The following is a 20179-nucleotide window of genomic DNA, read 5'->3' as shown; positions in this document are numbered from 1 at the left end:
GTTGAACGCGACGGACACGCGGTCACACCCGCCCAGCAGGCTCGCGACCTGCTCGCTGCAGGCTCCGGTGACGACTGTGACGTCCCGGCAGCCACCGTCGAGCAGGGCGAGGACCATCGACTCCACCAGGGTGAGCCCGTCCTCCCGCGTCAGCAGTGCCTTCGGCCCCCGGCCGAGGCGTCGTCCGGCTCCGGCGGCGAGGATGAGTCCTCTCGGGGGACCGGGGACGGGTCGTTTGGGAGGAGTCGACCCGGTCTCGCCGCTCACGTCGGCAGGAACGCGTCGCCGAAGATCGGCAGATCGCGGACTCGGACTCCGGTGGCGTTGAAGGCGGCGTTCGCGATCGCGGCTGCGGCACCGACGATGCCGATCTCACCGACGCCGCGCGCGCCGAGGGGACCGGCCTGCGGGTCCTTCTCGTCGAGCCAATCTGCCTCGATGTCGGTGATGTCTGCGTTGACGGGAACGTGATACTCCGCGAGGTCGTGGTTGACTACGTGACCGAAGCGCGGGTCGAGCTCGCCCTTCTCATGCAGAGCCATCCCGACGCCCATGGTCATGCCGCCGATGAGCTGTGAGCGTGCGGTGCTCGGGTTGACGATCTGACCGGCGGAGAACATGCCGAACATGCGGTCGAGTCGGATCTCACCGGTGGTCGGCTGGATGCGGACCTCGGCGAAATGGGCGCCGAAAGAGTGCAGGGCGAACTTCTCCGCCGCGGGATTGGCCTCGGCCTCACCCTGGGCCTCGGCGCCGATGGCAGGATCGGCTCCGTGCTCGGAACGGAGCTCCTGGGCTGCGGAGACGATCGCCGTGCTCCAACTCGCCAAACCCGTGGATCCGCCGGCCACGGTCGCGTTCGGCAGCGCGGTGTCGCCGATTCGCAGATCTACTTGCCCGATGGGAACTCCGAGAGCGTCCGCGGCAGTCTGAGACAGGACGGTCCACGTCCCGGTGCCCAGATCGGCGGCACCGATCGAGACCTCGTAGCCTTCGGGAGTGCGGCGGATCCGCGCGACGGAGCCCGGCTGCCGACCGGCCGGGTAGGTCGCAGAGGCCACGCCCATGCCGATGAACCAGCCGTTCTCCTGACGGGTGCGCGGCTGCGGATTCCGCTTCTCCCAACCGAAACGGTCTGCTCCTTCTCGCAGACAATCGACGAGGCGGCGCTGGTTGAATGGCAGCCCGGTGTCCGGGTCGGTGGTCGGGTCATTGCGCACCCGCAGCTCGATGGGGTCGAGGCCGGCGGCCACTGCGAGTTCGTCCATGGCGATTTCGAGTCCGACCATGCCTGGAGCCTCGCCGGGAGCACGCATCCAGGAGGGCACCGGCACGTCGAGGGGAACCACTCGCTGGGTGAGGCGGCGGTTGTCGCCTGCGTACATCATGCGGCCCGGCTTCGTCGACTCCTCGGGGAACTCCTTGGTCTGCGAGGACATTGAGATCGCATCATAAGCGAAGGCCGTGAGCGTGCCGTCGGCTCTCGCGCCCAGACGGATGTGCTGCAGGGTCGGAGCTCGATAGCCGGTGATCGAGAACATCTGCTGCCGGGTAACGGCATATTTCACGGGTCGACCCGGCACCGCCTGTGCCGCGAGGGCAGTGAGCATCATATCCGCGTGGGGGAGGCCCTTGGAGCCGAAGCCGCCGCCGACGTGCGGGGAGATGATGCGGATCTTCTCCTGCTCCACCCCGAGGATCGGCGCCAATGTCGCGCGTGCGGGGTGCACACCCTGTGTCGAGGTCCACAGGGTCAGTTCGTCTCCGTCCCAGAGGGCGACGGTGGTATGCGGTTCCATGGGATTGTTGTGCTCCATGGGGGTGCTGTAGCGTTCATCGATGGATACGGCCGCCTCAGCGAGGGCTGTGTCGACATCGCCTGTGCGCACATCCCCGCTGCCCGACTCCGGTTCCCGGGAAGCAGGGTGATCCTCGCGCAGCTCGACGTCGTGATCGTCCTGCACATAGGTGATCTCGACGAGGCCTGCCGCGTGGCGGGCCCGCTCGGGGGTGGTCGCGATGACAGCGCCGAGGTACTGGCCGCGGAATCCGATCTCAGCAGAGCGCAGGATCGCGAGTTCGCCGTCATCGGTGCTCGCCAACTCGGGTGCGTTGTCGGCGGTGAGCACGTACACCACCCCCTCGGCTGCTTCCGCCGCGGAGACATCGATGTGCGCTGTGCGTCCGCGGGCGATCCCCGCCTGCAGGGGGTAGAGGTAGAGAGGATCGGTCAGGGGGTGTTCGTAGGCGTAGGGGGCGCGTCCACGCACCTTGTCGGGTCCGTCGAGGCGCACCTGGTGCGTGCCGACGGACGTGGTCGTGAGCAGGTCACTCATGAGTGTCCTCCGTGGTCGTCTCCGGCAGGGCTTCCGACGCTCCGGTGAGCTCGGCGAGCACGGTGGTGATCGCTCCGCGAGTCATCTGGACCTTGAAACGGTTGCCGTCGAGGGGTTCCGCAGCCTCGAGCTCGGCGTCGGCTGCTGCCAGGAACGTCTCGGCAGTCGGTTCCGCCCCCCGCAGCACCGCCTCGGCGGCGCGGGCACGCCAGGGTTTGTGGGCGACGCCGCCGAGGGCGATCGCGGCTTCACGGATGACCGGCGCTCGCCCTGCGGTGTCGACGTTGACTCGGGCCGCGACGGAGACGAGAGCGAAGGCGTAGGAGGCGCGGTCGCGGATCTTCCGGTACGTCGAGGCGCCGGGCCGCGGGGGAGGGAGCTCGAGTGCCGTGATGAGTTCGCCATGCTCGAGGACTGTGTCCTGCTCAGGGCGATCCCCGGGCAGCCGGTGAAGCTCGGTGACCGGGATCCGGCGCTCACCGGTCGCACCGAGGACGACGACTGTGGCATCGAGTGCGGCCAGAGCGACGGCCATATCGGAGGGATGCGTGGCCACGCAGTCCGCCGAGGCACCGAGGATCGCGTGGTAGCGGGTGTAGCCGCCGATGGCCGAGCAGCCGGCACCGGGCTCGCGTTTGTTGCAGGGGGTCGAGGTGTCCTGGAAGTACACGCATCGGGTGCGCTGCAGCAGATTCCCGCCCATCGTGGCCGCGTTGCGCAGCTGACCGGAGGCACCGGAGAGCAGGGCACGTGCGAGCATCGGGTAGTCGCGTCGGATGCGCGGGTCGGCGGCGGCGTCGCTGTTGCGCACCATCGCACCGATCCGCAGGCCCCCGTCGTCGAGTGCCTCGACCTCCGTGAGCTCGAGACGATTGATGTCGACGACGAGACCTGGTTCTGCGACGCCCAGTTTGAGATGATCGACGAGGTTCGTACCTCCGGCCAGGAACACCGCATCGGGACGATCGGTGACAGTCGTGACGGCTCCGGCGGCATCGGCGGCGCGTTCGTAGTCGAAGGGATTCATCGTGACTCCTCTGCGGCTCGGCGCACGGCCGCGACGATGTTGACATAGGCTCCGCAGCGGCAGAGGTTGCCGCTCATTCGCTCGCGGATCTCCTCCTCGGACAGCTCCACCGGTCCCTCGAGGTCTTCGGTGACCACGCTCGGTGCGTTGTCGGCGGCTTCGGCCAGCATGCCTGCGGCCGAACAGACTTGGCCCGGTGTGCAGTACCCGCACTGGAACGCGTCGTGGGCGAGAAATGCCCGATGCAGGGTAGAGAGTTCACCCTCGGGGGCCAGACCGTCGGCGGTCATGACCTCGGCACCGTCGTGGGTGAGCGCGAGCGCCAGGCAGGAGTTGAGCCGCCGACCGTCGACGAGGACGGTGCAGGCCCCGCATTGGCCGTGGTCGCAGCCCTTCTTCGTGGACATCACCCCCAGCCGGTCCCGCAGGGCATCGAGAAGGGAGGTTCGGGAATCCACGACCAGGGTGTGCTCCTGGCCGTCGACGGTGAGGTGCAGCGAGTGTCCCATGAGGGCCCTCCAGACAGCGTTGTCGACGTCCGTCAAACCTAACCCCGTTCGGACACCCCGACAAGAGGGGTCACCGGAGCCGAGGGTGTTCGGGCCGCCCCGCACCCCCTGTTGCACATGATCGGCGCGAAGTACGGTGAAAGGACTATCCAGCACGAACGGTGCACGCGAGGAGGTGCTCAGTGGCAGGTCACGAGCAGAAGGTCACGGTGGAGGGTCATCGACTGACATTGAGCAATCTGGACAAGGTCCTCTACCCGGAGACCGGCACGACGAAGGGGGAGATCCTCGACTACTGCGCCAGGATCGCCCCGCACCTCATCCGCCATGCCCGGGACCGGATCGCCACCCGCAAACGCTGGGTCGACGGCGTCGGCACTGCCGATGACCCCGGGGACGTGTTCTTCGAGAAGAACCTCCCGGAATCCGCACCGTCGTGGATCCGAACACGGGCGATCCGGCACTCCACAGGCAGCAAACGCTATCCCCTGGTCAACGATCTCGCGACCCTGACCTATCTCACGCAGATGGCCGCGCTCGAGATCCATGTGCCCCAGTGGAGGGTGAGCGCCGGAGCGAAGGATCCCGGCACGATCGATGCGGATACCCGCTGCCCCGACCGCATGGTCTTCGACCTGGACCCGGGCCCCGGACGCGGCCTCGCCGACTGCATCGAGGTGGCCCAGCTCGTGCGCGAACTGCTCGAGGGCATGGACCTGGAGGTCTACCCGGTGACCAGCGGATCGAAAGGCGTCCACCTCTATGCATCGCTGGACGGGTCGGTGAGCTCGCAGCAGGTCTCCGATGTCGCCCATGAGCTCGCCCGCAGCCTGGAGGCCGACCACAAAAAGCTCATCGTCTCTGCGATGAAGAAGACGCTGCGGGAGAACAAGGTCCTCATCGACTGGTCGCAGAACTCGGCGTCGAAGACCACGGTGGCTCCGTATTCTCTGCGCGGACGCTTCACCCCCTTGGTTGCCGCACCGCGCAGGTGGGACGAATTCGACGACCCGGCCGCCGTCGAGCAGGTGCGCTTCGAGGAGGTTCTCGACCGGGTCGATGAGGTCGGGGACCTCCTCGAGCCCCTCGCCGAGGCGGCCGGAGGAACCGCTTCGGCCCCGGAGTCCGGGGCCGATTCGGAGTCCCAAACCGACCCGAAGTCGGACGATGCCGCGAAAGCCGAGCGCGATCGACTTGAGGTCTACCGGTCCAAACGGGATCCGAAGCGCACGAGCGAACCCGTGCCAGCGAAACAGGGAACGAGCGGGGACGAACTGACCTTCGTCATCCAGGAACACCATGCGAGGAGCCTCCACTGGGACTTCCGACTCGAACACGACGGTGTGCTGGTCTCCTGGGCCCTGCCGAAGGGGCCGCCGACCGACCCCGGGAAGAACCACCTGGCGGTACAGACCGAGGACCATCCCCTCGAATACGGCAGCTTCGAAGGCACGATCCTGAAAGGGGAGTACGGGGCCGGCGACGTCGAGATCTGGGACGCAGGCACCATCGAGGTCGAGAAGTGGCAAGAAGGCAAGGAGATCATCGCGGTCCTCCACGGGCGCGAGGACGGCGGTCTCGGGGGAGTGCGGCGGTTCGCCCTGTTCAACACCGGGGACCACGGACCGAACAGGGAGCCCGAGAAGAACTGGATGATCCACCTCATGGAGGACGAGCCGAAGAAGCAGTCGGCGGCAGCGGACGACTCATCGAAGAAGGGCACGCCGACCGGGCGTACCTCCAAGAAGCGAGCTGCGAAGAAAGAGGCTCTGCCGGCGGATCTGTCCCCGATGCTCGCGAGCATCGGGGACATCGGCTCCCTCCGGCGGGAGGCCGAGGACTGGGCGTTCGAGATGAAATGGGACGGCATCCGTGCGCTGGCGAGGGTGGCGCCCGGTGACGGGGAGCGCACCGGCAGCATCGAGCTGACCAGTCGCAACGGCCATGACATGACGAACACGTACCCGGAGCTTCACGAACTGGTCGAGTGTATCGATGTCGACTGCATCCTCGATGGTGAGATCGTCGCCCTCGGGCAGGGCAGCCGACCGGACTTCGGACGCCTCCAGCGCAGAATGGGGCTGAGCCGTGACAGCGATATCGAACGGGAACAGCGACGCACCCCTGTCTACCTCATGCTCTTCGACGTCCTCCACGCGGACGGATCGTCGTTGCTGCGCACCCCCTATACGGAACGCCGCGCACGTCTGTTCGAACTCGTGACCGAGAGCGAGCACATCCATGTGCCCGAGGCCTTCGAAGGAAGCGTCGACGCCGCCTTCGAGTCCAGCCGGAAGCTTCGACTCGAAGGAGTGCTGGCGAAGCGGACCGACAGCATCTATCTGCCCGGAAAGCGCACCCGCACCTGGACCAAGCTCAAGCACGCCTCGACCCGCGATGTCATCATCGTCGGCTGGCGGACCGGAGAAGGAGAACGCTCATCCAGCTTCGCCTCGCTATTGGTCGCCGGCCATGACGACGAAGGGCTCCACTACCTCGGTCGCGTGGGCACCGGGTTCGACGAGGCGGCCCTGCGGAGTCTGCGCTCCAGCCTCGATCGCCGGTCGCGGAAGACGCCGGCGCTCACCGTGCCGGCCGACGAGTCTCGAGATGCCCACTGGGTGCGACCCGACCTCGTCGGGGAGGTCCGGTTCTCTGGCCTGACCGAGGCCGGACGCCTGCGGCACCCGGTCTGGCGCGGCCTGCGCTCCGACATCGACGCCGAGGACGTGCGAGTCTGAACCAGTCGACGCTGATTCTGCTCCGATCCTCAAAGACCTTTCGTCACGCCCATACCGAGGAGCAGAGCCACGAGGAAGGCCACGACCACCCGGTCGATGGCATTGCGATGCGGGTTACGCACTTCGGGCATGCCATCGACTCCGAATGAACTCTGCCGTTGTCGTCATAGGCTCAACAGCAGAGGTGTGTCTGACCATCTGCTCCGTCATCGCTGACAGCAGATCGGCACGCGGTCGGCTTACGGGCGGATCGCCCGTTCCTCGGCGCTGTGTCCGGGGGTGAGGTCTCCCAGTTGCGAAGGGCGCAGCGATGCGAAGCCGCCCGTCGTCTCAGTCGCAAGCACACGTGCAGTGAGGCAGACATGATCGCTCCCGTCGTCGAGCATCGCGATGCGTTCGACGATGAGACGGTTGGGCAGGTCCGCGAGCAGCGGCACCCCATCCTCGGTGACGGTGAAGTCAAGACCGGCGAACTTGTCCGTCTCCATTCCGGAAAGTGATCCGAAGTGCCGTGCCGACTCGCGGTCGACGTCGGTGAGGAAGTGCACCGCGAAGCGCTCGGAACGCAGCGCCACCCGGTAAGTGTGGTTGGCCTTCGACAGCCAGAAGCAGTAGTGCTCCGGATCGATGCTCGCCTGGGAATGGAATCCGACTAAGCATCCGGCACGTTCGCCCTCCGCCGAGGTGGTGACGACGATGAGAGGAGAATCGACCGAACCCATGAGGTCGTCGAGCCCGGAGGTGCTCATGATCGTCCCTCCGCCGGCTTCGCTTCGTATCGGAGGAAGAGAGTGTCATCGGCGACCAACGTCGACTTCAGCGAGAACTGCGCGATGCCGGATCCCGGCGGCGCGACGCTGACGGGCAGCGCATCGCCGCCCATCATCGGTGAGATCGACAGGCACAGCTCGTCGAGGCGGTCTGCGGCGACGAGCTCCCCGAGCCACCGGGGTCCGCCTTCGCACAGGACGACCTGGTAGCCGAGACCGGCAAGGGCCTGCAGAGCGGCGGCCGGTTCGACCCGCTCCTCGCCGGCGATGATGACCGTGGCCGCCTGTTCGGCGGCCGCCAGCCGCTCCGGATCGGCCTTTGCGCACGTGATGACGATGGTGCGCGCGTGCTCGGGTGCTGCGGTGAAAACCTGTGACGACCAGTCGAGATCGAGGCTGCGACTGACGACCGCCACTGGTGGCATCTCGGACTGTCCCCGTGTTCGACGCTGCACTCGGGCGGACTCGCTCAGCCGCATCGGCGCGTAGCCTTCGCTGCGCACTGTCTGCGCGCCGACCATGACGACATCGGCGATCTGTCGCATCCGTCGGAACAGGTCCTGATCGGGTTCTGTCGACAGAGCACCGACGCGTCCGTGAATGGCAGCGGTTCCGTCGAGACCGGCGACCATATGACCGGTCACCCAGCATTCGTGCCGCGACTGGGTGCGGTCGACCTCGAGATAGGGTGTCAGCGGATCCGGGATCGGGGCACCGCGTTCGAGTGGCTCCATCTGTGCAGTCTACTGAACCTCGCAGGCACTCGCGGCGACGACTTTCCGACCATCACCCGGACCCCGCTGACTGTTCACTGACGCGAGAAAGTCAGTCCGTCCAAGCGTCGTCGGTGAAATAACCGTCGATGAACCCGGGCAGACGGTGACCGTCCTTCGCGGTCGCCAGTGTGTACGGGGCGACGTGGAAGCCGGCCTTGTCGAGTTCGCGCATCTTGTTCGTCGGCAGCTTCTTGCTCGGTCCCACCCATTCGATGCCGGCGTCCTTGATCTCTGCCGGTGATTCCTTCGGCATGGTCGACCCCATGAGGTAGAGCGAGGTGTAGCCGCGGTCGGCGATCGTCTTCGCAGCTTCGAAGTCGAAGGACTGGACGACGAGGGAGTCCTTCAGTCCGCGTTCGTCGAATTCGTCGAGGACGCGGTCGACCTCCTCGGGGGTGGCCCCGGGCTTGATCTCGGGCACGAGGACGACGTCACCACCCATTTCGTCGAGGAGCTCGTCGAGGGTGACGGTGGCGGCTTCTTCTCCGCCGGCCGGGTGCTTGATCGTGGCTGCGTCCCATTCCTCCCGACTGAGGTCCCGGATGGGTCCGGTCGCGCCGTTGAGTGTGCGGTCGGCGGTGTCGTCGTGGATGAGGACCGGGGTGCCGTCTTCGAGGAACTGGATGTCCATCTCTGGGAGGAAACCGTCCTTCGCCGAGGCGGTGAATCCTTCCATGGATTCTTCCGGATAGACGTCGGCGCCGCCTCGGTGGGAGATCGTGGTCGGGAATTCGATGTCGGCGACCTTGTCCGGGGCGGTGAAGCCGCTGGGGGAGCCGAGTCCCGGTGCTTCACCGGCGGATCCGAGCCCGGTGGCGGCCGCGGGCGCGAGACCGGCACCGAAGGTGGCCGAAGCCGCGAGAACAGCAGTGGCGAGAATCGTGAACGGACGGGTGCGTGTGGATGTCTCTTTCTGTGTATTCACGTCCGCAACGCTACGAAGCGCAGGTGATCGTGTGGCGAAGCCGCCGTGAACGTCACCGGCAGAATGGACGAACGGGTGGGAAATGACGACCTGCGCCGAGGCGGCCGCCCCTGCCGTACCCCTGCTTGGCGGGCATTGAGCTGAGGAACGTGCATCCCTGGTTTCGGCCCGGACCGGACTCTATTCTGTGCGCTATGGTCACCGACCCCGCCCTCGGCCGAGCTCCGATGGACCCCGACATCGCACGGGGCCGCCAGGACGAAGCGGTTCTGCACAAGTACGATCGCCCGGTTCCGTTCTATGTGTGGGCAACCGTGCTGCCATGGGTGTTCTGGTTCGCGGCTGCCTATCTCAGTCATCTGCCTGAGCAGAATCAGGCCGTGCTCGTCGCGACCTTGGTGCTGTCATTGGCGGGACTGTTCGCCCCACTTGCCGTGGTCGTCGCTTTCGTCCGGCACCGCCCGGAGCTGCGAGCCGACATCGTCAACAGGTTGAAGTGGCCGAGTTCTGCGCGGTGGCCGTTCTTTGTCGCCGCGGTGTTCCTCGTTCCCGTCACTCTCATGGCTGCGCAGGGGCTGTCACTGTTCTTCGGCTACGACCCCGGCCAGTTCAAGCTTCGGGGCGGGTTCACGTTCTCAACGGGGCTGATGCCGGTGTGGGTGACTCTGATCGGGGCCGCTGTCATCGAAGAGCTTGCTTGGCACAGCTACGGCACCGACACCTTGGTGAGGAAGATGCGGGTGTTCTCGGCGTCGATGCTCTTCACTCTCATCTGGGCGCTGTGGCATGTGCCGTTGTCATTTATCGACGGCTACTACCAGAACGAGGTCGTCGAATCAGGAGTGCTGCAGACCCTGAACTTCCCGGTCTCGATGGTGGCGTTCGTCCTCGTGATGAACTGGCTGTACTTTCGGTGCGGTCGCAGCATCTTGGTTCCGGTGGTCTTCCACGCCTCTGCGAATATGTCCGCGGAGATCTTCATGACCGATCCTGACTCGAAGATCATTCAGACCGGCCTGATGCTCGTCCTCTCGGCGATCATCCTCGTCAAGGAACGTCGACTGTTCTTCGACCGGCCGGCACAGCCGGTCGGATAGTCAGATTCCGAAGGCCATTTTCGTCGGCGAGCGATTCGCCGCCTACATCCACTTCTTGACTCTGAAGACGACGTAGAGAACGACGCCCAGCCCAAGCATGAGCCCCAATGCCATCGGATAGCCGAAGGCCCAATGGAGTTCGGGCATATCGTCGAAGTTCATTCCGTAGATCGCGCCGACCAGAGTTGGAGCAAAGAGGATAGCCGCCCACCCGGAGATCTTCTTCATATCCTCGTTCTGACGTTGAGCGACCAGAGTGGAATTGACATTGAGGATCTGCGACAGAGATTCGCGTAGTTCTCCGGCTTCGGCAAGGACTCTGGTGAGGTGGTCTGAGACGTCATCGAGGTAGGCACGTAGGTCGTCGGGAATTGCGTACTTGGCGGCTCCGTTACCTAGAGCTTGAGTCAGCCGATTGAGGTGAGTGGAGTTGTGCAAGACATCGATGACTTCCTGGCTGAGGAGATAGATGCGCTCGGCAGCGGCAGTGTCCCCGCTGAAGACCTGTCTCTCGATCCCGTCTTTGTCGTCCTGAAGCCCGTCGAGCACAGGGAAGTACCCGTCGACTGCAGTGTCGAGCAGACGGTAGATGAGTGCCTCTGGACCGAGTGCGAGCAGTTCACGGTCTTTCGTCCAGCTGCGCTTCTCGTTTGTGAAGTATTCCTGGATTCCACTTGTGTCCGTCGCAATCGGGGTGCCGTCGATGAAGCGATCTCCCTGACAGATGATGACGAGCACATCGTCCTTCATGAGTAGGTGGAACTCGTTGAACTCGACTTCCTCTTTCGCATCGATGTAGACGGCTGATTTCAGAACGGCGAAGAGCACCTCACCGTAGCGCTCGACTTTGGCCCGCTGGTTCGCGTGGAAGAGATCGTCGACGAGCACCGGATGCAGGTCCCATGCTGAAGCCAGTTCTGCGAGGAGTTCGGGAGTCGACCAAGGAATGATTACTTGAGTGGTTGACCCTGTCGAGTTCGATTCAGGACTATCGGCAGTGCGCGGGGTCAGGGCGTCGTGGAACGTATGCGCGGTATGAAGCTCCTGAGGCTCGCTGTTGACGATCTTGCGGCTGAAAAGTGTCGTAGCCCGAGGTGCGGACTCTTTGGAGCCGGGAGTCGCTCGTTTTCGCAATGACGGCCGATCGAACCGCTGGCGACTTTCAGGTGACATGTGCTCCCTTTCGCAGAATCCCAACCAAAACTAGCGGATTGCCTTTGTGCTAGTCGACTGCAGTGGGACTGAGGCTCACCTGGAACGGAGGTCAAGTTCAGGTCGAACACAGATAGGCATGCACAATAGTTTTCATGACCTTCCTACCGGCAGATCTGCCGCACACCGCAGTTCGTGGTGCCAACTTTGCACAATCGGTGGCGAAACTCGCTGCGCTGAGACTCCGTGAGCGTGTTCGCGAATCACGGCTGCCTGACGAATTTCACCCTCAGGACGACGACGAGTTCGTTGTAGCTGCTTATTTCGCCGGTGATCTCAGCTCGGTCTATCAGCTCGAACAGTGGTTGTGGCCATTCGAGCAGCTTGAGGCCCGTCTCAAGGAACTGGGACACAGCCAGCAGCCCTTCGGTATCATCGTCCGCAATGCCGTGGTCGCGAAACACCTCAAAGGAGTTACCGATTTTCCGGTTCGGTTCTCGCGACTGACTAAGGGACTCGACAAGTTCATGCAGTCACCGAGCCTGCGAGCCGTGTTCTACGTCAACCAGGGAACAAGCAACTTCCAGGCACTGCGCTATCCGGAACCTGCCCATGTCCATCTGAGCCATGGTGAGAGCGAGAAGATCTCGATGATCTCCAATCAGCTCAAGGGATACGACTACATATTCACCGCCGGCCAAGCCGCGAGAGAGCGGATCGAGCAGACTCTCTACGGTATGCGCGCCGATCGGATGCTCGATGTCGGTCGGCCTCAGTTGGACAGTCCTCGATCGGTCCCGTCCGAATGGGAAGAGTTCAAGACCAAGAACTCAGATGGCAAAGTGGTCTTCTATGCGCCGACGTGGGAGGGAGACTCCCCGTCGATGGCGTACGGAACTATCGCCTACAACGGCGAAGACATCGTCACCTCGCTGCTGGAAGCCGGCTACCGGGTGATCTTCCGGCCTCACCCCCGCACGGGAGTGATGCGCAGCGAGTTCGAAAAGGCCGTGGAAAACGTGGCCGAAATCGTCCGATGCGATCCGCGAGGATTCCTCGACGAATCGCCTGACGTGTCCTGGCAGTTAGATGAGGCGGATCTTGCGGTCGTGGAAATGACATCGGTGGCATTCGACTGGCTTGCCTCCGGAAAGCCGCTGGTCATGGTCAAGCCGCACGATCCCCAGGCAGAAGTTCTCGATGGTGGACTCCTGGATCGCTGCCCCACCGTCGACCCGAAGAGCCGCGTGGGTGTTGTCGATCTCATCGACGAGGCAGTCTCGCGCAGTGGATCGGTTGCAGAATTGGCGCAGTTCTATCTGGGCGACACAGCAGACGGTGAGCAGACCGCTCGTTTCATCGAATCAAGCGAACGCGTGATCCGAGATCGCTCGGAAGAACGTCGTCTGAAGCACGCTCAGTGAGCGGTGTGACATTTTCTTAACCTGAAGTAACAAAATGATAAACTAACGCGGAACTATTCTGCGGCTCACGAGGTGAGCTTCGACCTCTGGACGGATTCAGCAATGAAACGAGTCATCACTTACGGGACATTCGACCTGCTCCATTACGGGCATATTCGACTGCTCCAACGTTGTAAGGATCAGGGCGACTACCTGGTAGTTGCGCTGTCGAGTGACGAATTCAATGCTGGCAAGGGCAAGAAGTCTTACTTCTCCTATGAAGAGCGCAAACACATGCTCGAAGCGATCCGCTACGTCGATCTCGTTGTGCCTGAGGATAACTGGGAGCAGAAATCGACCGATATCGATAAGTACCATATTGACACCTTCGTCATGGGGGACGACTGGACCGGGAAGTTCGACTTCCTCAAAGACAAGTGCGAAGTCGTCTATCTGGAACGCACGCCCGAGATCTCGACAACGCGGATCAAGAGCGAGCTGGGCAAGTCCTGACAGCAACGGCGCGAACTTCGCGCTATCGTTGCTGGACATCATCCATGGATCTGAGAGGAACGGACGTGCCCGAAAAGTCTTCGGCGAAACATCCGACACTGTCGGAGCTTCGGGCGAAAGCACAGCCGATAGAGGTCCGCAGTCGCAAGAACGCGGAGCACTGGTCGGCGCAGCTTTATCTCCGCCATATCTCGATCTATTTCACGATGCTGCTCGTGCGCACCAGGATCAGCGCAAATGGCGTCACCGGCCTGATGATCTTGTCCGGTTGGTGCATCGCCTTCAGCCTTCTAATTCCGGGAATCTGGGGAGCGATTCTTGCTGTCTTCTTCTCGCAAGTCCAGATGTACATCGACTGCTGCGACGGCGAGGTCGCTCGGTGGCGCGGCACCAGCGGCGCCAAAGGTGTGTTTCTCGATAAGGTCGGCCACTATACGACCGAAGGTCTGGTTGCCGTCGCGCTCGGAGTTCGAGCAGTCGGGGAGTGGAGCAACCTCATCGACGACCCTGCCGGATCCTACCCGCTTCTGCTCGCTGGAACGGTCCTTGCAGGATTGGTGCTACTCAACAAAGCCCTCAACGACATGGTTCACGTCTCCCGTGCGTTCAACGGACTCGATAAACTCGCGGATTCGAAGGAAGCCACAGCGCTCAATCCCGGAGTCGTGGCCACTCTCAAACGAATCGCTCGGTTTGTGCCTTTCCACCGCATCTTCCACTCGGTAGAGATGTCATTGATGGCGCTGGTATCGAGCATTGTCACCGTGATAGCGGTTTCGGCAGGAGCTGAGCCCTTGTTCGGCGAACGTTGGCTCGTCCTCATCATGGCTCCGCTGTGTCTGCTCTCTGTGATCGGGCATTTCATGTCGATCATGGCATCGAGGAGGCTGTCATGAGCAAGTCGTCGCGGATCCTCTCTCAACGATTCGAAGACAACAGGCGCTACACCTTCGGCGTTGTCGTTCTCAGCCAGGGGAAGCGACTGGATGATCTCAATCGTGGATTTGAGTCGCTGCTGGCACAGAAGGGCGTCGACCTCGACATCGTCTGCGTGGGCAACGGTTGGGAGCCGGACGGCATCCCGGACCAAGTCAAGAAGCTGGGACTGCCGGAGAACCTCGGAATCCCTGCGGGCCGAAATGCAGGAGTTCCCCACGTCGAAGGCGAATTCCTGTTCTTCCTCGACGACGACGCATGGCTGCCTGATGACACGTCGCTGATGCGCATGGCACAGCTGATGCGCACGAAACCGCAAATCGGGCTGATCCAGCCGAGGGTTGAGGAACCCGGTGGGCCGGATGCCCCGAAACGGTGGATCCCCAGACTGAAGAAGGGAAGCGCCGACCATTCATCGAATGTGTTCTCGGTGTGGGAAGGCGCAGTCTGCATGCAGCGTCGGGCCTTCGATGAGTGCGGCGGATGGCCAGCACCGTTCTGGTACGCGCACGAGGGGATCGAACTCGCGTGGAGGGTCTGGGACGCCGGCTACATCGTCTGGTACATGGGTGACCTCGCCGTCGCTCATCCGGTGATCGACCCGAGGCGCCACGATGAATACTTCTACATGAACGCGAGAAACCGGGTTTGGCTGGCTCGGCGCAATCTGCCATGGCCCTTCAGCTGGGCCTATGTGGGCTCCTGGACATTGATGCAGTTCCTCAAATGGGCCAACAAGCCTCACCAGCTCAAAGCATGGATGGAAGGATGGCGAGCCGGATGGCGTCACGACCCGTGGGGTCAGGACGAGGACCGCCAAAAGCTGTCAGGAAGAGGCGTACTTCGAATGTCCAGGCACGGGCGGCCGCCGATCGTGTGACCTCACGCCGCTATGGCGGAACGGTGCGCGTCGATACAGCAGCAATCAAACTGGAGGAGTCTCCGGAGAGCATGCTGTCTTCCGCGTACAACAGAAACGAGTAATGAAATGGACCGCAGTCGGGTCCGAACCAACCGACTGAGAAACTGAGTGGAGCCGATTGATGCAGTCGACAGCCCCCGTCGCTGAAAACTCCCCACAGAGTTCGAGCGTGCCGAAACCCCCAGGCTTTCGCTCCGATATCCAAGGGCTGCGAGCCCTGGCCGTGGGGATCGTTCTGCTCTATCACCTGTGGCCCGATCGCTTCGTCGGCGGATTCGTCGGAGTCGACGTCTTCTTCGTCATCTCCGGCTTCCTGATCACCAGTCACCTCATCAAGTCCCCTCCACGAAGTTGGGGAGATGTGGCAAAGTTCTGGGCGCGGCGTGTCCGGCGACTGCTGCCGGCATCGCTGCTCGTGCTTTTCCTCGTCGGCATCGCTACCTTCCTCGTCGCTCCGCAGTCGGTCTGGGCCGATACCGGTCGGCAGATCCTTTCGGCAGGTCTCTACGTCGTCAACTGGGACTTCGCCATCTCCAGCGTCGACTATCTGGCTGCCGACAATGCTCCGTCACCGGTCCAGCACTTCTGGTCGCTGTCGGTCGAAGAGCAGTTCTACTTCCTCTGGCCGATGATCATCGGCTTGGCGTTCCTCTTGGGGACGAAGCTCGGCCGGTCCAAAAAGTTCGTCGGATTCACCGTCCTCGGGATCTTCCTAGCCTCGTTCGTCTTTTCTGTCTGGTACACGGCCAACGAACCTGCAATGGCCTACTTCATCACTCCGACCCGGATGTGGGAGCTGGCCACCGGCGGGCTCGTCGCCGTCTTTGTGCTCTATGTTCGACCCGAGAAGATACCATTCAGTTCAGTGCTCGGGTGGATCGGTCTCGCCGGAATTGTGGCTGCCACCTTTCTCATCCGCGCAGACATGCCGTTCCCCGGCTACATCGCGTTGGTGCCCGTGGTGTCGACAGCACTTGTCATCCTCGCCGACTCTCGGGGCCCGGCATCTGTGCTTCCGCTCCTGTCATTGCGGCCGGTGCGTTTCCTCGGCGATATCTCGTACTCCGTCTACCTCTGGCACTGGCCGCTGATCGTCCTCGTGCCTTATGCCTCGGTCAAGTTCGGAATTTCCGAGAGCCTCGGCGTCCTGGACAATATCGCCATCATCTTGGTCTCGATCATCGCCGCCTGGGCTTCGACAACCTGGGTCGAGAACCGATTCCGCAAGTCGTCGTTCTTCAGCAGTTCGAAGAAGACCTTCACGTTCGCAGCCTTGGCGATGGCGCTCGTCGCCGCACTGGGACTCAGCCAGATGGTCATCGCCAACACCATCGTCGAGCAGAACGAAGACAAATTGCAGGCCCAGTTGGACGATCCCGAGTCCTGCCTCGGCGCCGGAATTCTCCTCCCCAGTGCCAAGGACAACCCCAACTGCGAAGACAAGGACTCACTGCAGATGGAGCCCGCTGCGGCCAAGAAAGACAAGTCCAAAGCCTATGCCGATGGTTGCTGGGCCAGTGCACCATATGCGAGCAAACCGGAGTGCACCTATGGAGACGGGTCGAAACATGTCGCGCTGGTCGGAAATTCGCACGCCGGTCATTGGCTGCCGACACTCGAGCGCTTGGCGGATGAGCATGATCTGACGATCACCACTTTCCTCGCCTCGAACTGCAGCATTTCCACCCTGCCTCAGGACCTTTCGACGCCGGAGGAAACCAGGGGGTGTCAGGACTACGCCGATTGGGTCTCGAAGAGAACTACCGAAGGCGGCTTCGACGCAGTCATCACTTCGGAACGCCAGTCTACGCCGCTGGAAGGTATGGACTGGGAAGAGACCGAGAAGCAGGCGCCCGAAGGACATCGTGAGATCCTGCAGCGCTGGGTCGATGCTGATTTGGATGTTGTGGTCATTCGAGACACCCCTTACCCGGGCGGAGCGGATATCACTGTTCCGGATTGCGTTGCCAAGCATGAAGACGACCTCGAGCAGTGCTCCGGAACACCAGAATCTTGGCATTGGATGGACCCGCTCGCGGCCTCCGCGAGGACCATTGATTCGAAGAAGCTGTCGGTCATCTACCCCCAGGACTGGTTCTGCCCTGAAGGACGCTGCGAGCCAGTCATCGGCGGAGTCATCACCTACTTCGATACCGCCCATATCACCGCGACCTATGCGCAGACTCTCGCGCCGCAGCTCAGTTCGAGGCTCAGCCGATCAGGCTTGGACACCTTTGACTGAGAACCGAAGGGATCCCAGGTCACCGGTTCATCGAACTGACAGTCAAGTTCGATATCGTGTGCCTGATTGATCCCGAACGACACACCTAAGCCCACGACCGTCCACCGAAGCCTCTGCAAAGGACCAAACGAGTGACCACTGGACGAAATGCCGCAGACCGATACCTCAACAAGGGAAGAGAACTGGTGAAACCAGTTGTTCACGGGATCGCCCGTCGAGCTCTGCCCGTGGTCGAACGGGCCTCCGGGACGAGATACGTGCGCGAACGCACGGAGGGCGGAAAAGGATCCGGGAAGGCGTCCGGCAAGCCCAAGAAGATCGCGACCGAGACCGCTCGGGCCTATCGGAAACTGGCAGCAGGCTTGCTCGGTGCGACAGCAGAGAACACCGACGGGTGGACCGTCGCTCCCTCCGCACGCGAGGTCGACGGTAAGGCTCGTCAGCTGGCGCGTCTCAAGGCGCACTCCGCTCTGTCTGAGGCGCTGACCCAGGGATCGTCGCTCGGAACCGCGGTTGTGGAAGCAGGACGGTCGCTCGTCGCCGGCGGACATATGGCCGATGTAGTGTCGATCGGGCTCAACCTCCGCAACAAGCCATCCACCGAGGATGCCGGCAGAGTTCTCTTGGGCATGGCCTACCAGCGGACATCTGATCCCGAAGTGGCGTGGGCGCAATTCGAGAAGATCGATGACCGAGACATCATCGTCTCCGCCGCCGAAGAGTACTACCCGACCGCGATCGACACCCTCGGAGATGACGCTCTGCCGCTCCTGGACTCGGCACACGAGACAGGCGAGATCGACAGCTGGAATGCGAAGGCCGTGCTGCGCACCGCCGAGTCGGCTTTCTGCATCGACGCTTTCGACAATGTCCGGACTCTGATCGAAACGCGCCTCGACCAGATGGATGACGACGCGGATTCGGCCGTGCGCTACGAGCTCAATCGCATGCGCGACTGGCTCCCGGGAGGAAAGCACCTCGACCCGCTTCCGACGACTGCCGGCAAACGCAACTTCGGTGTCCTCAGCTACGACCAGCCGGGAATCCGCTCGCGCAACATCGGCGACTACATCCAGACGATCGCATCGATCGGGCACCTGCTCCGCTACGAGAACCTCAGCTTCACCGGCGACACCGGACTGACCGAACTCTTCGCAAAACTGCGCCAGTCGGTCAAGGAGGAGCGGAAGTACGCGGGACCTGAGGGCGAACTCAACCTGGTCGAGGTCTATCGAGACGGCAACGTCTACCAGGACATCCCGGAGGACACCTGGTACATCGCCTTCGGCTGGTACATGCACGACATCTTTGGTAAGTCGTTCAATATTCCGTTCCACCCGAATCTGCGCCCGATCCTGCTGTCTGTGTTCGTGCGCTATCCCGAGATGCTCACGCCCGATGCCATCGCTTACCTGAAGAAGTACGGACCGGTCGGTTGCCGTGACTGGCAGTCCGTCGCCGTGCTGCGCGCAGTCGGTGTGCCCGCGTTCTTCTCTGGCTGCCTGACGACGACAGTCGATACTCTCTTCCCTGCAGCCTCACCTGATCGTCGCTCGGGGACGTTGCGCGTCGACTGGACGAAGGACAGCAAGGGGCCGAAGAAGAAGCAGACCGTCACCGCGATTCGTGACAAGTCGTTCCCGGAGAACCTCGAACTCGCACGCAATTGGGTCGCTGATTACGCCTATAAGTACAAGCACGTCCTCACTTCCCGCCTGCACGCGAATCTGCCGGCCAGGTCTGTCGGTGCCGACGTCGACTTCGAACCCAAGAACAAGTCCGATTCGCGGTTCGGCGGACTCATCGGCATCGACGCGGCCGAGTTCGACGCCATTCGCAATGGAATCCTCGACAAGCTCTCCGAGCTGCTGCCCCTCATCGCCACAGGTGCGCACGAAGACGAGATCTACGCGAAGTGGGTCGAGATCACCGCGGACGAGATGGCCTTCGCCGACGAGTACCTGGCTGCGGCAACACTGCCCGTTGCTGACAACCGAGCCGTGGCCTCAGCGCTGATCGGATTTGAACGCCCAGCGCCCGATGCGCAGACCACCGATATCGTCATGACCGTTGAAAAGGGTGAGGCTCCTCTGGTCGGGCAGGCGCTCCGATCCATCGACGCTCACGCCGGGTCTGCCTACCGTGTGTGGTTGCCGAACGGCTCGTTGACGTCAGCCGAGGTCGACGCGATCCGAGGCAAGCTCGCTCAGGGAAGCATCCACGTCCTCCCGACTGTGGAATTCGATGGGACACAGAATGCGCCTGGCGTGCTGTCTGCGTTGCTGCCGAGGCTCTTTGCAGACCACGAGCGACTCATCGTCGTGCCTGCGACCGCCGAGGTGTCTGCAGACATCACCGAGCTCTCGACCGTCGACTTCAAGGACACGCTGCTGGCCGCGAAACATGACGTCAGGAAGAGCCGATCCAGCGGTCTCACACTGATGCGACGTATCGCGAGCTCGTTCGGTGACGATCACACGGGCGCCCTCGATTTCGTCTTCGCCAGCCACGCAGGGATGAACGAAGACTTCGTGCCGTTCGACCCGCAGATCGCCGTGCTCAATCTGGCCGGCCTGCGCAGCGAAGGCATCGTGGAACGAGTCCTCGGTCTCGTGCAGCAGAACGGCCTCAGCTATATCGACGCGATGCAGATGACCGTGAAAGGCCGGTACGCCGACCTCGACGGTGACTGGAACATCCACGCTCAGTGGGAGGCATCGGATGTTCCCAAGATCGTCAATTGGCGTCGTCAGGCTCGCCACTTCGGCCACATGGCGCTGACGCGCTGATTGCCCGTTCGCCGTCGATGAGCGCTGAGGAAAGGTACCAC

The 20179-nt window shown here is 62.8% G+C and carries 15 protein-coding genes and 1 pseudogene; 8 read left to right on the top strand and 8 right to left on the bottom strand.

The features are described from left to right. Positions 1 to 48 precede the first annotated feature (48 nt). From ACSBQT_RS06925 to ACSBQT_RS06910, 4 genes and pseudogenes are all read right to left on the bottom strand, one after another. Positions 49 to 267: pseudogene (locus ACSBQT_RS06925) on the bottom strand (NTP transferase domain-containing protein); the annotation flags it as partial. Next, entirely contained in the window at positions 264 to 2336 is a 2073-nt protein-coding gene (locus ACSBQT_RS06920) for a molybdopterin cofactor-binding domain-containing protein (RefSeq protein ID WP_435001230.1), read from the bottom strand. The gene ACSBQT_RS06920 and the pseudogene ACSBQT_RS06925, both read right to left, overlap by 4 nt. Next, positions 2329 to 3363, bottom strand: coding sequence for an FAD binding domain-containing protein (locus tag ACSBQT_RS06915; RefSeq protein WP_435001229.1), 1035 nt, complete (start codon positions 3361 to 3363; stop codon positions 2329 to 2331). The genes ACSBQT_RS06920 and ACSBQT_RS06915 overlap by 8 nt, the downstream gene beginning before the upstream one ends. After that, on the bottom strand, positions 3360 to 3872 hold the full coding sequence (locus tag ACSBQT_RS06910) for a (2Fe-2S)-binding protein (protein ID WP_435001228.1): 513 nt from the start codon (positions 3870 to 3872) through the stop codon (positions 3360 to 3362). The genes ACSBQT_RS06915 and ACSBQT_RS06910 overlap by 4 nt, the downstream gene beginning before the upstream one ends. A 182-nt stretch (positions 3873 to 4054) precedes the next feature. On the opposite strand from ACSBQT_RS06910, the gene ACSBQT_RS06905 reads away from it, so the two are divergent. After that, a complete protein-coding gene (locus tag ACSBQT_RS06905; protein ID WP_435001227.1) occupies positions 4055 to 6613 on the top strand; it encodes an ATP-dependent DNA ligase in 2559 nt (852 codons plus the stop codon). A 239-nt stretch (positions 6614 to 6852) separates the two neighbouring features. On the opposite strand, the gene ACSBQT_RS06900 is transcribed toward ACSBQT_RS06905, so the two are convergent. The 3 genes from ACSBQT_RS06900 to ACSBQT_RS06890 all read right to left on the bottom strand — a co-directional run bounded on the left by ACSBQT_RS06900 (position 6853) and on the right by ACSBQT_RS06890 (position 9084). Then, the gene (locus ACSBQT_RS06900) at positions 6853 to 7362 is read right to left on the bottom strand and encodes a flavin reductase family protein (RefSeq protein ID WP_039206929.1); all 510 of its coding nucleotides are present in this window, start codon (positions 7360 to 7362) and stop codon (positions 6853 to 6855) included. Next, positions 7359 to 8117 carry a pyrimidine reductase family protein gene (locus ACSBQT_RS06895; protein ID WP_435001225.1) on the bottom strand — a complete coding sequence of 253 codons (759 nt, stop codon included), beginning with the start codon at positions 8115 to 8117 and terminating at the stop codon, positions 7359 to 7361. Before ACSBQT_RS06895 ends, ACSBQT_RS06900 begins: the two co-directional genes overlap by 4 nt. Before the next feature lie 91 nt (positions 8118 to 8208). Beyond that, positions 8209 to 9084 (bottom strand): glycerophosphodiester phosphodiesterase, encoded by an 876-nt coding sequence (locus tag ACSBQT_RS06890; RefSeq protein WP_435001222.1) that lies wholly within the window; start codon positions 9082 to 9084, stop codon positions 8209 to 8211. Between the two features lie 194 nt (positions 9085 to 9278). Between ACSBQT_RS06890 and ACSBQT_RS06885 the strand changes: the two genes are divergently transcribed. After that, positions 9279 to 10181, top strand: a complete 903-nt coding sequence (locus ACSBQT_RS06885) for a CPBP family intramembrane glutamic endopeptidase (RefSeq protein WP_410708580.1) — start codon at positions 9279 to 9281, stop codon at positions 10179 to 10181. Positions 10182 to 10223: 42 nt separating this feature from the next. Here the strand turns inward: ACSBQT_RS06885 and ACSBQT_RS06880 are convergent, their stop codons facing one another. Next, positions 10224 to 11069: a magnesium and cobalt transport protein CorA gene (locus ACSBQT_RS06880; protein ID WP_435001221.1), complete on the bottom strand. Its 846-nt coding sequence runs from the start codon at positions 11067 to 11069 to the stop codon at positions 10224 to 10226. A gap of 419 nt (positions 11070 to 11488) precedes the next feature. Between ACSBQT_RS06880 and ACSBQT_RS06875 the strand changes: the two genes are divergently transcribed. From ACSBQT_RS06875 to ACSBQT_RS06850, 6 genes are all read left to right on the top strand, one after another. Continuing rightward, positions 11489 to 12757 carry a CDP-glycerol glycerophosphotransferase family protein gene (locus ACSBQT_RS06875; RefSeq protein WP_410708578.1) on the top strand — a complete coding sequence of 423 codons (1269 nt, stop codon included), beginning with the start codon at positions 11489 to 11491 and terminating at the stop codon, positions 12755 to 12757. A gap of 102 nt (positions 12758 to 12859) precedes the next feature. Beyond that, positions 12860 to 13249: a glycerol-3-phosphate cytidylyltransferase gene (gene tagD / locus ACSBQT_RS06870; RefSeq protein WP_172170610.1), complete on the top strand. Its 390-nt coding sequence runs from the start codon at positions 12860 to 12862 to the stop codon at positions 13247 to 13249. Between the two features lie 65 nt (positions 13250 to 13314). Further along, positions 13315 to 14145 carry a CDP-alcohol phosphatidyltransferase family protein gene (locus ACSBQT_RS06865; RefSeq protein ID WP_410708577.1) on the top strand — a complete coding sequence of 277 codons (831 nt, stop codon included), beginning with the start codon at positions 13315 to 13317 and terminating at the stop codon, positions 14143 to 14145. Beyond that, complete coding sequence (locus ACSBQT_RS06860; RefSeq protein ID WP_410708576.1) at positions 14142 to 15065, top strand: glycosyltransferase family 2 protein; 924 nt, start codon at positions 14142 to 14144, stop codon at positions 15063 to 15065. Before ACSBQT_RS06865 ends, ACSBQT_RS06860 begins: the two co-directional genes overlap by 4 nt. A 211-nt stretch (positions 15066 to 15276) precedes the next feature. Next, a complete protein-coding gene (locus tag ACSBQT_RS06855; protein ID WP_435001220.1) occupies positions 15277 to 17349 on the top strand; it encodes an acyltransferase family protein in 2073 nt (690 codons plus the stop codon). A gap of 185 nt (positions 17350 to 17534) precedes the next feature. Continuing rightward, entirely contained in the window at positions 17535 to 20138 is a 2604-nt protein-coding gene (locus tag ACSBQT_RS06850) for a hypothetical protein (protein WP_435001219.1), read from the top strand. Positions 20139 to 20179: the final 41 nt, after the last annotated feature.

Source organism: Brevibacterium sp. H602, from assembly GCF_051172395.1.
Lineage (GTDB): Bacteria > Actinomycetota > Actinomycetes > Actinomycetales > Brevibacteriaceae > Brevibacterium.
This window is presented reverse-complemented; position numbering and strand designations above follow the sequence as displayed.